The 14,963-nt window shown below is 43.8% G+C and carries 8 protein-coding genes; 1 reads left to right on the top strand and 7 read right to left on the bottom strand.

Features of this window, described 5'->3' with window-relative positions; all coding sequences use genetic code 11:
• Nucleotides 1-251: 251 nt before the first annotated feature.
• The 5 genes from HQN90_RS29730 to HQN90_RS29710 all read right to left on the bottom strand — a co-directional run bounded on the left by HQN90_RS29730 (nt 252) and on the right by HQN90_RS29710 (nt 8,741).
• Complete coding sequence (locus tag HQN90_RS29730; protein WP_173225932.1) at nt 252-2,615, bottom strand: helix-turn-helix domain-containing protein; 2,364 nt, start codon at nt 2,613-2,615, stop codon at nt 252-254.
• A gap of 261 nt (nt 2,616-2,876) precedes the next feature.
• Complete coding sequence (locus tag HQN90_RS29725; protein ID WP_173225929.1) at nt 2,877-5,312, bottom strand: S-layer homology domain-containing protein; 2,436 nt, start codon at nt 5,310-5,312, stop codon at nt 2,877-2,879.
• Between the two features lie 241 nt (nt 5,313-5,553).
• Entirely contained in the window at nt 5,554-6,681 is a 1,128-nt protein-coding gene (locus HQN90_RS29720; RefSeq protein ID WP_173225927.1) for a low temperature requirement protein A, read from the bottom strand.
• A gap of 26 nt (nt 6,682-6,707) precedes the next feature.
• A complete protein-coding gene (locus tag HQN90_RS29715) occupies nt 6,708-7,232 on the bottom strand; it encodes a GrpB family protein (protein ID WP_173225925.1) in 525 nt (174 codons plus the stop codon).
• A gap of 75 nt (nt 7,233-7,307) precedes the next feature.
• Nucleotides 7,308-8,741, bottom strand: a complete 1,434-nt coding sequence (locus HQN90_RS29710; protein ID WP_173225923.1) for a DHA2 family efflux MFS transporter permease subunit — start codon at nt 8,739-8,741, stop codon at nt 7,308-7,310.
• Between the two features lie 225 nt (nt 8,742-8,966).
• On the opposite strand from HQN90_RS29710, the gene HQN90_RS29705 reads away from it, so the two are divergent.
• Nucleotides 8,967-9,686, top strand: coding sequence for a DUF4386 domain-containing protein (locus HQN90_RS29705; RefSeq protein WP_173225921.1), 720 nt, complete (start codon nt 8,967-8,969; stop codon nt 9,684-9,686).
• 8 nt (nt 9,687-9,694) lie between these two features.
• Here HQN90_RS29705 and HQN90_RS29700 read toward each other — a convergent pair whose 3' ends face one another.
• Together HQN90_RS29700 and HQN90_RS29695 are read right to left on the bottom strand one after the other, a co-directional pair.
• Nucleotides 9,695-10,279 (bottom strand): Crp/Fnr family transcriptional regulator, encoded by a 585-nt coding sequence (locus HQN90_RS29700; protein ID WP_173225919.1) that lies wholly within the window; start codon nt 10,277-10,279, stop codon nt 9,695-9,697.
• A gap of 152 nt (nt 10,280-10,431) precedes the next feature.
• A partial coding sequence (locus HQN90_RS29695) for a fibronectin type III domain-containing protein (protein ID WP_173225917.1) occupies nt 10,432-14,963 on the bottom strand: 4,532 nt, incomplete at its 5' end.

Raw genomic sequence — 14,963 nt, 5'->3', positions numbered from 1 at the left:
CAGCAGCAAAAAAGCCGCAACCTCACGCTGAGACTGCCAAAAAGGCAGGCTCGTACCGGAAAAACCATCAACCCCCATCAAACTCGATCTGAGCCTGCCGAAAACGCCGGCTCAGAAGCAAAAATCCGCAAACCCCCGCTGAGACTGCCAAAAAAGGCAGGCTCAGAAGGGGAATAGCAGCCATCCCTCTCCGAGGCGGCCGAAAAAGCAGGCATAGCCTCCAAAGTAGGCCGACAGCTTTTCCCCACTTATCATCTTGTCCGTTTGGCCATATACTCTCTAGGCGTCATCCCAAACTTGGCCTTAAATAGTTTATAGAAATAACTTTCGTTCTCCACGCCGACTCGCTGCATAATCTCCTGGATGCTTAGTTTGGAATTCTCCATCCATTCCACCGCTTTATGCAGCTTAACCTGATTAATATATTCTGGTATCGACATCCCCAGATGTATCTTTGATATTTTGCTCAATTTGTAAGCGGGCAATCTCATCATGTCAGAGATGCTTGCGGCCGAAAGCGAGGAATCAAAATAGTTGGAGTCAATGATTTCTTTGACCGTATCGGCTACAACCTGGTTGCCTTGGATCGCTTTTTCTTCGCCCTCGCTATGGATGGATCTAACGGCTTCCAAGAGGAGCTGCTCGAATTGTTCGATCGTTTCCTCCTCATACAACTCCCGGCTCATGAGCCTCGCAGGGATCGCAATCGGTTCCTTGCTCGTACGATTCATTTCAAAAATCGTCTTCTTCAATTGATGAACGACCTGCATGCTCACTAACATAATGCTGCCATAGTCCAGCTTGCGGATCTGCTGAAAAACATCGCGAAGCTTTTCCTCCGTTTTGGGCGCATTCCCTTTGGGAACAGCTTCAATCAACTTGCTTACCATTACCCATACATGCTCAATGTCTACGCTCCCCGTATTGTCATCGATAAGAGCTTGCGTAATCACCGACTTCGTTCCGAACACATAACGATATGAGCTGTTAGCCAAGGTGCTGTTATAGGCGGCGGCAATCGCTGTATATTCCGTAATGGGACTGCTCACCGTCGCGGAAAAGGACACATGATAATGCTTCTGAATATAGCTTTGCGCTTCCACAAGCGCTTGCTTCACGATTTCCACAGATTCAGCTTGGCTGTCTGCCGTGTTCAATAGAATCGTGAAAGAGTCATCTTTCATGTCCACCGTTTGCGCGACACAGGTTTTCGATAAAGCATCCGTTGTTATATTGGCAATTGCAAAACGTAGTAGCTCCCTCTCCGCTAAGCTTTTATGGCTCAGAAACCGTTTGTACTCATCGATACGAAGAACACAGATCATGAATGGTTGATCTTGGGACAAAGATACGTTCAACAATCTAAGCACATCTTCGAATTCGGAGACGTTCATGCTGTAGCTGTCCGAGATCAGCTTTTTCAAAAAGTAAATCTTCATGATACTCGTATTATTGTTTTTTTCGAGATGGTATTCATACAGCTGTTCTCTCGACTTCCGGTACACCTCGGTCAAATAGGAGAATTCGTCTTTCAAGCCGGGCTCCAGAGATCCATCCTTTACCGCGCCGCTCCAAGAGGTTTGTTCCATCAGCCTTCTCACTGGCCTATAAATGCCCTGCGAAGCCGATAGCGTTAAGAGCAGCGCCCCGACAAACACAGCAGCCGTTATGATGAGAATCGTATCCATGAGCTGTTTCAAATTCGCGTACACTTCTTTATATGGTTTCGCTTCCAAAAGTGTCCAACCCGTATTTTCCAAATAGATATACGAAACGATGAAATTCTCGCCATTCACTTTGGACGAAAAGAATCCAGCAGGCTCCCCCGCATGAACCCGATCTTGGGAAACCGATGTTTCGAAGGCTTGCTTAATCGTAGCAGCGGATGAATTTTCAGCTATCAAACGGTTTGGATCCGTTTCCATAAATTTGTGGTTGTCGTCTAAAATGTATAAATCGCTTTGCGTGCGCGAATCAAACTGGTTAATCGTTCGAATATTGTCCACGAGCCAATCTAATTTCACATTGAGAATGATGGCACCATCCATGATACCTTGTTCATCCACATTTTCGAACATGACGTAACTTAGCACGGTTTCATAAATAGGACTTTCACTGCTGCCGCCGGTTTGCATTTTCCGCACAATGGCTTTTAATGGTGTGATCGGCGGGTTCGCCGAGAGAACCTTGTCCAACTCGACATCTTTATGATACAAATCACCGAAGGTGGAGTAATACATCTTCTTATGATTGTTATAGACATAGACGGATTGAATAAACGGATAATTGGCGACGATGGTTGCGTTCAATTTATTAATTGTATTCATATGATCGTACGTCTCTTCATCATTCAAATACATGAGGGCTTTCACATCATTACTGCTGTATGTAGAAAAGGTAAGCTTGCGGATCATCGTATCCAAATAATCAATGTTGTACTTCATTTGCGACAGTACTTTTTGGCTGCCCTCATATTCGCTTTGGAAAACATTTTTCTCCACATTCACATAAATAAGGCTGGAAAATGAAAGTAAGATGAGCAGGATAATGCAGTTGATCCATAAAAAAATGCGCAGCAAATACTTTTTTTCCTGAACGATTCGCCAAAGCTTCATACCAGTTCCCCCCTTATGCCCTAGCTGCTAGCCCATGAATAATTCAACCTTATTATACCGCTTCCAACGGAAACAGTCCCTATTGATTTGCCTCATAGGGACTTCTTCCTAGCATAACAATAAACAAAAATACCGTATACTGCTCCTTTTTGCAGCCTCAAAAAAGCACTGTACTTTCCGAAAAAAGCTGGTAGACATAAAAGGCGCTCACCCAATAGAGTGAACGCCTACTAGAAGTCGCCTATGTCTTTTACATTTTAGCTATTCAATTAACTGTACATACAAACTATATCCTTCCCATGGGAACAAACGATATTCACCTACCGGTAATGAGCTTGTATCGACTTCATATATTTCGTTAGTGCCGTTTTCAGGAACAATAATCTTTCTTCCATAACCATCGGAAACTTCTTTGTCAAAATCCTTTGGATATCCGACTGTGCTAGTTAAAACAAAATATACGGTATCATCTCTTTCGGTTTTAAATCTCAGTTTCGTACCAATTTTAACCTTCATATTGTAAGTATAGCTTGGAGATATCATTTCAATTTTGGCAAATGAAGTCATCGTATAAGGAGTTACATAGCTCTTATTAAAGTATTGTTTATCAATTGTAGTAATTGAATTTTGTGCAATTGCCAATTTATATTTTCTTCCATAGGGCACTTTTGGTGTAATGATTATTTTATTTCTTTCGATCTTTACATCATCATCTGCTGATAATGGAACAAAAGGTTGATTATAAGTTGCTACTGTGACTGAAGTTCGTAAATTTTTACCCTCTGCCAATGTAATATCGCGATTATAACCAAATTCAATATATTGTTGAGCGGCCCCTACCGTTATTATATTAGGTTCACTAATTAATGCTTTCGTCTGATCATCTAAAATAGTCAGCTGTCTATGATAAGAGGGTATTTCTTTCTCGTCAAAAACTACAACGCCATATCCATATTGTCCATTAAAATAAAATCCACTCGTATCAACGTTGGTTCTAACTCCGGATTTAATACTTTCTTTACGAACAAGCCCTGCTTGAATTCCTGCTTCCAACATTACTTTATCAGATACATTAAATCCACTATTTTTGAACAAATAAACGGTTCCGTTTCTAGTACTGGTGACGTAAACGGACTCACCTACTGTTACTGTTTCAGAAGCTAGTCCTAAGTAGTACCAACTTCCGCCTTCTATTGCACCATCATTCTTTGATCCGCCATTATTATTTCCATTGTTTCCACCGCTGTTTCCATTTCCACTACTTCCACTACTTCCACCACTTGAGCCGCCAGAAGATCCCGAACTCTCTTGAGGAACAGAAACTACCTTATCAGAACCACCAATATTAATTTTCACATCACTCGGTACATCACTGCCAAGTGTTACATTTTTCGGTTTTTGTTCCATGGTTATGCCGCTTGAATTCACAACAGCACGATCTATATTTCCTTCGCCTAGAACTTTGGCAGCCGCATTAAGAACAAGGGATAAGATACTCAACTCTTTACTTGTCTCAAGTATCATTCCTTCCGCGCCTTTACCAACATTCAATTGATTTATGTTACCTGTAGGGATTTGAACAAAAATACTTTTTGCTTCAATATTTACTGTATCAAATTCACCATAAATCATAACTCGTGATTTTTCTGGTAGTTCGTTACTTAATGTTAACTTGTTAATTGTAGTTCCTTTTTCAGCCTCAACATTTGCGCTAGTCTGAATCGTTATTTCTTGAACACTCGTTTTACCGGTAGCCACTAAACGTACAGTACCATCTAATTTATTAACAATCACTGTCAGTAATACAGAATCTTCTAAATGAACGCTGTGTTCCCCACCACCGTATACGTAGGTTTTCCCACGAACAGTAACATTTTTCAAATGGATATCTCCATCACCAACGGCTTTCGTAATGATTAAATCTCCAGCAATATCTACATTTTGAAGTGTAGCCCCTGCTTGATTCAAAATTACACTTCCTTCGAGTGTATCCTTGCCTGTCTTAGGACCGTATGTAGTTGCTTCATCATACCAAGTACCAAAACTATTAAATGCACGGTCTAATAAAGAAACAGCTTCAGCACGTGTTATATCTTTGGCAGGTTTAAAGTTGCCATCCTGGAAACCCTCAATTATTCCTTTTTTGGATACTGCACCAATCGCCTCTCTAGCCCAACTCGAAATAACCGTATCATCTTCATACGCCGATTCTTTATTCTCTCCTTTAAGAGATAGAATTCGACTAATCATGACGGCTGCTTCTTCTCTGGATAGCAACGTATTTGGTTTAAAGGTTTTGTCTTCATAGCCATTTATATATCCAGCCGTCGCTGCTACTTGAACCTCTTTGGCGAACCAATCCGTTGTCTTCACGTCAGAAAAAACAACCGAAGATTTTGATTCCTGATATTGAAACATGCGATTCACGAATGTTACCCACTCTGCGCGAGTGAGCCCTCGATCAGGTTCGAATTTTGCATTCTCCGCACCTTGAATAACACCTCGAGTATTCCAAAGGTTTGCTTTTTCACTTACCCAATGTCCAGTTAAATCCGTTAAATGCGATGTCCCCACAGCTTTTGATTCTGATTTAGAAACACTTTCTGCACTTTTTGTTGTTTCTGCACTGGCAACTCCCCCAAATAGAGACCCCACTAGCATTGTTCCAGCTAAGATATTACTCACATACTTTTTCATTTCTCTCTCTCCTAAACCAAAAATTGTATTGGAAAATATTAACTCGTGTTCATTGTACACTATATCTTACAAGATGCGACATATGTTTCACAAAAACGACATAGTTTTACAAATTGGTAAACTAAAAACAAAAAAAGCTGAAATCCTTAGAATAGGGAAATCCAGCTTTTTATCATCACCTTACACATCCCTATCTGCGATCGAACGGTAGTTTCCAGTTACCGCCAGTACGTTGTTAAGTTCATGTCGTTAATTTAGCATATACAGCAAAGAACACCATCACTTCTCCAATGATTATGTAATTCGGTAGCAGGAACATCAAATCCACTGCAAAAAAGATACCTAGCAACCCTAACAAGAACGCTAAGTGTGGTATCCCTAATCTTTGATGGATGTGTCGATATTTATGGAAAACCAACGAGGTTGAAAAAAAGTAGAGCAACACGGATCCAAAAATAAAATATAACATAAATGAATAATCTAATTGTTTCAGAACTAACAACTGAATCGAAGCTGCGATCATACACAAGGATAAATAAATGAACAAATGACCATAAATGATAGTTTGCCCTGCGGTCTCTATCGTTTTATTCACTTTCTTCTCAACGTTGTCAAAATATTGCCACCACATAGCAATAATTAGTAGAAAAGTTAAGGACGCGAATAAGATAGATTGCCACGTCCAGTAGCTAGACTGCATAACTGCTAATATGCTGACTACTGATTCGCCCAGAAGAATAAGTGTGAACAATGAAAAACGTTCTAATAGATGGTGCGTATTTATTGGGCTTTTCACCAAGTATTTTCGACCAATTAATGGGAGCAATATATCTACAGCAATTCCCGCATACAAGACGGCATAACGAATCCATGAGTCAAAGAATAACGATGAAGAAGATATCACCAATCCAATCCAAAAGCGACTCCCCAAATAGCGGGCAGTGATCTTTCTATGTGCATCTTCTTTACTATGTATCGAAAGATATTGAATGGCCGTCATAGCTCTTAAACCAACATAGCCTATTAAGAATGGAACATAGTATTGATCAAAATCAACCGATAGGCTGGCCGTCATTATTAATACAAAAAATAATTGTAGGATCAGAAATATTCGGTGAGATATGATATCTTGTCCAAACCGATTGACAAAGAGCGATTGACCTACCCAAGCCCACCAGATCGGAATAAATATTAGGACGAATTTCATTAAATACTCTACTGGAATTGAACCATTTTCGACATGGATCAAAACATGACTCGCTTTTGAAACTGCCGCTACAAAAAGTAGATCATAAAATAGTTCCAGCCAGGTAACCTTCTTATCAGCGGATGCTGCATGGTGCTGCAATCCCGATGCTTGGTTATTCATTGTTGGGCTCCTTTGCTTTTGATGTGTTAACGATCCTTGCCCATTTTGTACCAACTTAGCGCTCGTCTTTCTAGCTCTTTAACAAACGCATCTTTACCGTCCATATAAGCTTCAATGTCTCTTGGGAACTGTTTGGCGAGGCGTTCTTTTAAATCTCCATACTGATTTGCTTCATCAGGATGGGTTCGGAGGTAATCCCTTACAGCCAAATGGCGAGTCATATCTTCCTCATTATCCCCTTGAAACACATGCACTTGATGTGTGCGATTATCTCCGCCTTTGCGGAAATATCTTCTTCCTTTCATGCCAAGCTCACCCATGCATTCGTAGCCAAGTTGTTCCATGCGTTCATTAAACGAATCTATTTTTTCAATATTTTTGACTACTGGCATGATATCAATGATGGGTTTGGCTTTTAGCCCTGGTACTGAAGTGCTGCCTATATGGTGGATGTCGATTAACTCATTGGCAAAAATATCCTTTATTTTTTGAGATTCCTCGCTAAACTTCTGTTTCCAATTATCGTTGTATTCCGTAACTACAACATTCATCTAATTAGCCTCCTTAGGGGATGAAAAAAAGGAGCAGCCGTTAGGCGAGCTCCTTCTATTATTACTCGTAGTTCGTCAATGCATCGCATTCATCGTGGCATGCTTAACAATGACGCGGCGGATGAAGAACGCCACAGCCAGACCGATGAGTGACACGATTGCCGCGAACATGAACACGTTCTGGGAACCGAGCATCATGGCTTTAGCCAGCTCGACCGGTTCACTCGGCACCGGGGAGCTGACCAAATACTTCTCCATGCCGTTTGTCAGGATACTGATTGCGATTGCTGTTCCGATCGCCCCAGCGACCTGTTGCAGCGTGTTCATGACTGCCGTTCCGTGTGGGTAAAGTGCCGGTGGAAGTTGGTTAAGTCCATTCGTCTGCGCTGGCATCCATACCATGGAAATACCAACCATGAGACCAATATGCAAGGCAACGATAAAAGCTACAGAAGATGCAACGGTTATACTGGAAAAGAACCATAACATCACCGCTACGATGGCGAGCCCCGGGATTACGAGCCACTTAGGCCCATACTTATCGAAGAGGCGCCCCATACGCGGCGACAGGATACCGTTCAACGCGCTGCCCGGCAGCATCATGAGCCCGGTAGCGAACGCGGATAGTTTCATCCCGTTCTGCAAATACATCGGCAAAATAATCATGCTTGATAAGATGATCATCATACACGTCAGCACAAGAACCAGCCCCACGATAAACATCGGGTACTTGAAGACGCGCAAGTTCATCATCGGCTCGCGCATGAACATCTGGCGCAGCGCGAACAATACAAGTGCGATAAGACCGATGATGATCGATGCGAGCACGATCGGGCTGCTCCAGCCTCCGTGTCCTTCGCCCGCCTTACTGAAGCCAAAGACTACGCCGCCGAAGCCGATTGATGACAAAATAATAGACAATGGATCAATGCGGGGTTTGGTGACCTCGGTGACGTTATCCAGGTATTTCAATCCGATCAACAATCCTATGACCAAGAACGGAAGAGACAACCAGAAAATATAGTGCCATGTTAAATATTCGATCAAAAGCCCCGCCACAGTTGGACCCGTAGCCGGTGCGAACATGATAACTAGACCAACGAAGCCCATCGCTGCCCCACGCTTTTCTGGAGGATAAACGACGAGAATCGTATTAAACATGAGCGGAATCAATAACCCCATGCCGGCTGCCTGAAGAACGCGAGCAACCATCAGCATTTCGAAATTGACCGCAAGCGCTGCAATCAATGTCCCAACGATCGAGCTTGCAAGCGAAACAATGAAAAGCTGCCTAGTTGTCAACCATTGTAGCAGTAAACCTGTCATCGGCATCAGAATACCAAGAGTCAGCAAAAAGCCTGTCGTTAACCACTGTGCAGTCGCTGCCGAAATCTGGAACACGTCCATTAAATTACTAATTGCTATGTTGAGTGCCGTCTCGCTGAACATGCCTACGAAGCCGCAAATGAGCAGCGACGCCATTATAGCCCGTGTGTTGTATTGCTTCATATGAATTTCACTTCCCTCTCCTGTGAACTATTTTGAATAGTTCTTTATCTATTTGGTTCCCGCTATAAAATACAACAGTGTGTGTATTTATACAAGACCAAAAACAAATTAAACCGTTCTCTACCTTTCAGTCCTATAAGATCTCCCTTCCCCTTGATTTAAGTCAATGACCAGTCATACTCTCCTAATTATAATGAAAATAAATCTTATATAGGAGGCCAATTTATGACTACCTCAGTAAAAAATGGATCATATCAGCGAAAATCTGCCTTAATTGCTGGTACTTCGCTTATCATCATGGCAATTGCCTCATTTTTTTCCTACGGCTTCGTCCATGAAACTCTTGTAGTACAAGGCGACCCCATCGCCACATTTAACAACATCACGTCATCAAATAACCTTTTCAAAGCTGAAATCTTGGGGTGGGTCATCATTCTGATCTGTGACATCGTGGTCGCCTGGGCTTTCTATATCTTCCTGAAGCCAATTCATCAAAGCCTTTCATTGCTTGGTGCATGGCTCCGTCTTACCTATTCGACGATATTGGGAATTGCCATAATGAACTTGATATTTGTGCTGCTTCTCTCGAGACATACAACCTATTTATCCTCATTTAAAATCGAACAAATGCAATCACTTATGATGCTATTTCTTGAAGCGTTTGAATCCATTTGGTCTATTGGTCTGATCGTTTTTGGCTGGCACCTGTTGATTGTCGGGTATGTCGTTTTCAAATCAGGCAGCATTCCTAAAGTTATCGGCATTGGATTGTTGCTTGCTTCAATAGGCTATATGGTCATTCACCTAAGCAAAACGTTTCTTTCACAATATGATGCGGCAATTGCAATCCTTAATCTTGTATTTATGATACCAATGATTATAGGAGAACTGGGCTTTGGGATATGGCTGCTGCTCAGAGGGGGGAAACTCCCCAAACGTGCATGACAACCTACCTAAAAATCACTGGCATTGACCCGCTTCTTAATTCTACTTAACGACTCAGGCGTCATACCAAGATAACTTGCCAATTGGTGCTGAGGTACACGATTGACTAAATGAGGCCTTTTTCGCAATAACGCTTTGTAACGTTCTTCAGGTGCAGAAGCAATAAATGAACTCAATTCATCTTGTACCTCACCGAGGTTTTCTTCTACCATCTTGCGTATCATGGTTTCCAATTGTGCGTGTTTGTGAAATATGTCCATTTCCGCCTCAAAATCACCAACAACCAATATACAATCCTCGAGACAAGTTAAGGTGTACGCAGATGGCTTATTTTGTTGATGCCGATTAAAAATCGAGACCGCTTGTTCTTCTGTGTAGAAATTGGATGTGACTTCTTTTCCCGCTTCATCTATCGAATACTGCCTTACACATCCTTTCAATACGAAATAACATTGATTAGGAACATCTCCTTGTCTAAGGAGTATTGTTCCTTTTTTATATTCCTCAATAAGGATCTCTTCCGCGATAGCCCGTTGTTCCTCATCGTTAAGAGATGTAAATTTCGTCATATACTTGAACAATATGCTTTTCATTTTCCTCTCCTTTCATTTCATACTAATTTAGTATGGTTAGTCTCATCATATCAGAATCCCCTGTTGATCGCATAAATTTAGATGCAAAGAGTCCCAATAGATTTCTCTACTGGGACTCTCCGCGGTTCACACTACTTTTACTAGCCGTGAGCTTATATCAGTCCAGATTTTTGTAGAAGTCTCTGAACTAGAACGGCAACCTCCGCTTTTGAGATAAAAGCTTTTGGCTCAAGCAGATTGCCGTTCCTGCCAGCAACAATTCCCGCATCCAAGCAATTGGCGATACTCCCCCTCGCCCATTCCGATGCAAGATTGCCGTCGTCAAATTTATTCAGCCATTGTCCTGCTTCTTGCGCCTGAAGGTTACTCCGAAGACCGGTTATTTGCATCGCATTGGCAATCATCATCATGGCCTGTTCTCTGGTAATCTTCTCTTCCGGAGCAAAAGTACCATTTTCAAATCCAGTTACAATGTGGGCATTGAATGCTGTCTTCACATAACCGCTAAACCACGCGCTTGCTTGAACGTCCTTAAACGAGCTCGAGCCATTATCTGCTTTCAGTCCTAACGCCCGAACGATGATAGCTGCAAATTCAGCACGCGTGATGTCTTGATTCGGTGCAAAGTTGCCATCACTTGCTCCACTGATAACCATTCTGGATCCCAAATCGTTGACAACCTCTTTAGCCCAGTGACGCTCGAGATCCTTAAAAGCAACTGGATGCCATATGAGTGCGTACGTACTATTGGTCAAGCTGTTCACCTTAGCAAAGTACTTATTGTCAACTACAACAATCCGGGTGGGAACATGACGTACGGTGCCATCAGAATCAATAACAACTCCAGTTGTTATATGTTTGGGATCAACACCATCTGGAATCGCAATTGTCCTTTCCACATATGTGTTGAACTTGGAAACTTCGATGGTTGCATCCCCATAACTAGCTTTTATTATAAAATTGAGCGGTGGTGCAGCAGCGGCAAACTCACCTTTTTTAGCTGCATCTTCAACGATTTTCAATGTATCCGCTGTGGGTTTAGAAATGATGATCTGAATCTTAATGTCTTGAAGCGCTACGCTCTTTCCAAACTTCTCAATGATCGCGTTCAGATCGATTTGTTGTGTAGGCACTGTGTAAGAAGCGCTTGCTGTTTGTAGGACAACTACGGCTTGCTTCTGTTCCATACTTTGGATCAGCTGTCCGTCAAACTCTCCGATAACAACATCGGCATCTGTACGTACGGGTATCGTGAGCATGACTGTCTGAGCTTCGGCAGCAAGCTTTTCTGACAACTTCTTGGGATCAACCGTAATCGACGTTACTGTTTGCCCGTTCACTTCTGTCGTTGTTGCAGTTCCTATCCGTTCGATCTTGCCATTAACCAACAAGTCAATCTCTGTTGTTGGTTGTGACGGTGCGCTGCCGCCCCCACTGTTTTCTTGGCTTGAAGGGGACCTCGGAGTGACGCCGCTTGAAGCAATGGAAGCCTCACTTTTGCCCACACTATTAATCGCTTTGACCTTAAACGTATAGGTTGTTCCATTCGATAAACTTGTAAATATAATGGGACTAGAAGTGCCGCTAAGGGAGATATCCCCTGGTAAAGCGATGGCTTCGTACCCTGTTATTTGACTTCCACCATCATCTGCAGGTGCGGCAAAGCTTACTGTTGCCTGCCCATTGCCCGCTGACGCCACAATGCCAGTAGGTGCTGCCGGAACCGTCTTAGGCATGGCACTGACCTCATTGGACGCTGCGCTCTCTCCTCCTGGATTCGATGCTTTCACAATAAAGTAATAGGTTGTTCCATTACTTAATCCTGTAACTTCATAGCTGTAAACAGAGCCGCTAACGGTTGTTACTTCTACACCATATGCACCGGCAGCTGTACTTTTGAAAACCTTATATCCCGTTGAACCAATAACGGCATTCCAGGTCAGCCTAACCAGTCCATTTTCAGCTGAAGCTGACAAGATAGGAGGAGTGGATGGTGAGGCAACTTGCGGAATGACGCTTACTTCATTCGAAGCTGCGCTCTGCCCACCTGGATTCGATGCTTTGATTACAAAATAATAAGTCATGCCGTTAACCAGCCCCACAGCGTCATAGGCATACACCGACCCGCTGACCGTTGCCAATGGCGTACTGTACGAACCTGTCGTAAGGCTGTTAAATATGTGATATTCCGTTGAACCGGCTACAGAAGTCCAGCTCAAATTGACATGCCCGTCTCCTGCAATCGCGGATTGCAGCATGGGAACATCAGGTGCAGCCACCTGTGGGATACCGCTAACTTCATTTGAATCAACACTTTCAATGCCCCCATGCAAAGATCGAACTACGAAGAAGTACGTCGTGCCGTTCACGAGTCCAGTAATCTTAGAGCTGTACACAGAGCCTCCAACTGTCTCTACAGCAGATCCGTAGGAACCAGATACCGTAGACTTAAACACCTCGTACCCTTCCATCCCAACAGAATTCCAAGTAATTGTTACATAACCATCCCCTGGTATTGCGGAAACGATCGTAGTAGGATTAATTGCTTTTACGACTTGAGTAAGGGTAAACGTTTCGCCGGCCATATGGTCAGCTGCTACAGTTATGGTTGCGTTGTACGTTCCTACTGCCAAACCATCAAGCGCTTTTACTGTAAAAGTAGTAGACGGTACTGCGCTGCTCAAAGTCGTTTCACTCGGCTGTACAATTACAAAATCGCTCGCATTCGGACCGCTTAATGCTACCGTCAAGTGAGTCAAATTCCCGGTACCAGTTCGGGATATCGTAATCGTCTTGGTTTCTTGTATGCCCGCGGCATATCCAGCCGTCAACGCCATGTAAGTCTGGTTATCGATAGCATCTATCGTGAACGTCGGCGCTGCGTCTGTGGTGACTTGTTTCGTTGTATAGACTGTCTTATTTCCCGATTCATCCTTCACAATTACATTAAAATAATAAGCCGAGCTGGCTGTAAGGCCAGTTACATCAAATGTCCCTATATCAGCCGCGTAACTGCCGATTACCGTACCATTGGCTTCAATATTCGCTATTGTATCAAGGTTATTACTGCTGGATTGGTAGACTTGATATTGCAGCATGCCTTGCGCACTAACAGCATCCAACGCCTTTGTCCAATTCAAAGTCACTTCTGTATCCGTGAGTCTCGTTGCTCCAATCGTCCCGTCAGACACGACTGGCGCTGTGACGTCTAGAGTGACAACCTGCTTCGTTGTATAAGCCGTTTTATTGCCGGCTTCATCCTTCACGATTACGTTGAAGTAATAGCTCGTGCCTTCCGTTAGTCCCGTAACACTATATGTACCGATATCTGCTGTGTAGCTGCCGATTGCCGTTCCGTTCGTTTCGATATTCGCTACCGTAGTCAGGTTATTGCTGCTGGAACGGTACACTTGGTACTGCAGGGCGCCTTGCGCGCTGACCGCATCTGTGGCTTTGGTCCAGTTCAATGTTACTCCTGTGCCTGTGATGCTTGAGATGCTTAGCGTGCCAACAGACACTACTGGGGCGGTGAGGTCTGAGGTCACAACCAGCTTCGTTGTATAGGCCGTCTTATTGCCGGCCTCATCCTTCACGATTACGTTGAAGTAATAGGTCGTGCCTTCCGTTAGTCCTGTCGTACTATATGTACCGATATCTGCTGTGTAGCTGCCGATTGCCGTTCCATTCGTTTCGATATTCGCTACCGTGCCTAGATTATTGCTGCTGGAACGGTACACTTGGTACTGCAGGGCGCCTTGCGCGCTGACCGCATCCGTGGCTTTGATCCAGTTCAATGTTACTCCTGTGCCTGTGATGCCTGAGGTGCTGAGCGCGCCAACAGACACTACGGGTGCTGTGACGTCTAGAGTGACAACCTGCTTCGTTGTATAGGCCGTCTTATTGCCGGCTTCATCCTTCACGATTACGTTGAAGTAATAGGTCGTGCCTTCCGTTAGTCCCGTCACATTATATGTGCCGATATCCGCTGTGTAGCTGCCGATTGCCGTTCCGTTCGTTTCGATATTCGCTACCGTGCCTAGATTATTGCTGCTGGAACGGTACACTTGGTACTGCAGGGCGCCTTGCGCGCTGACCGCATCCGTGGCTTTGATCCAGTTCAATGTTACTCCTGTGCCTGTGATGCCTGAGGTGCTGAGCGCGCCAACAGACACTACGGGTGCTGTGACGTCTAGAGTGACAACCTGCTTCGTTGTATAGGCCGTCTTATTGCCGGCTTCATCCTTCACGATTACGTTGAAGTAATAGGTCGTGCCTTCCGTTAGTCCCGTCACATTATATGTGCCGATATCCGCTGTGTAGCTGCCGATTGCCGTTCCGTTCGTTTCGATATTCGCTACCGTGCCTAGGTTATTGCTGCTGGAACGGTACACTTGGTACTGCAGGGCGCTTTGCGCGCTGACCGCATCCGTGGCTTTGATCCAGTTCAATGTTACTCCTGTGCCTGTGATGCCTGAGGTGCTGAGCGCGCCAACAGACACTACGGGTGCTGTGACGTCTAAAGTGACAACCTGCTTCGTTGTATAGGACGTCTTATTGCCGGCTTCATCCTTCACGATTACGTTGAAGTAATAGGTTGTGCTTTCCGTTAGTCCCGTCACACTATATGTGCCGATATTCGCGGTGTAGCTGCCGATTGCCGTTCCATTCGTTTCGATATTCGCTA

Source organism: Paenibacillus alba (assembly GCF_013204855.1).
GTDB lineage: Bacteria > Bacillota > Bacilli > Paenibacillales > NBRC-103111 > Paenibacillus_E > Paenibacillus_E alba.
Note: the sequence above shows the minus strand (reverse complement) of the source record. Positions and strands in the feature narration are given on the sequence as shown.

What these genes read in the sequence shown, in the direction of transcription:
- HQN90_RS29700 (WP_173225919.1), bottom strand. Translation starts at nt 10,279, where the DNA reads ATGAAAAGCATATTGTTCAAGTATATGACGAAATTTACATCTCTTAAC.
- HQN90_RS29725 (WP_173225929.1), bottom strand. Translation starts at nt 5,312, where the DNA reads ATGAAAAAGTATGTGAGTAATATCTTAGCTGGAACAATGCTAGTGGGG.
- HQN90_RS29715 (WP_173225925.1), bottom strand. Translation starts at nt 7,232, where the DNA reads ATGAATGTTGTAGTTACGGAATACAACGATAATTGGAAACAGAAGTTT.
- HQN90_RS29730 (WP_173225932.1), bottom strand. Translation starts at nt 2,615, where the DNA reads ATGAAGCTTTGGCGAATCGTTCAGGAAAAAAAGTATTTGCTGCGCATT.
- HQN90_RS29720 (WP_173225927.1), bottom strand. Translation starts at nt 6,681, where the DNA reads ATGAATAACCAAGCATCGGGATTGCAGCACCATGCAGCATCCGCTGAT.
- HQN90_RS29705 (WP_173225921.1), top strand. Translation starts at nt 8,967, where the DNA reads ATGACTACCTCAGTAAAAAATGGATCATATCAGCGAAAATCTGCCTTA.
- HQN90_RS29710 (WP_173225923.1), bottom strand. Translation starts at nt 8,741, where the DNA reads ATGAAGCAATACAACACACGGGCTATAATGGCGTCGCTGCTCATTTGC.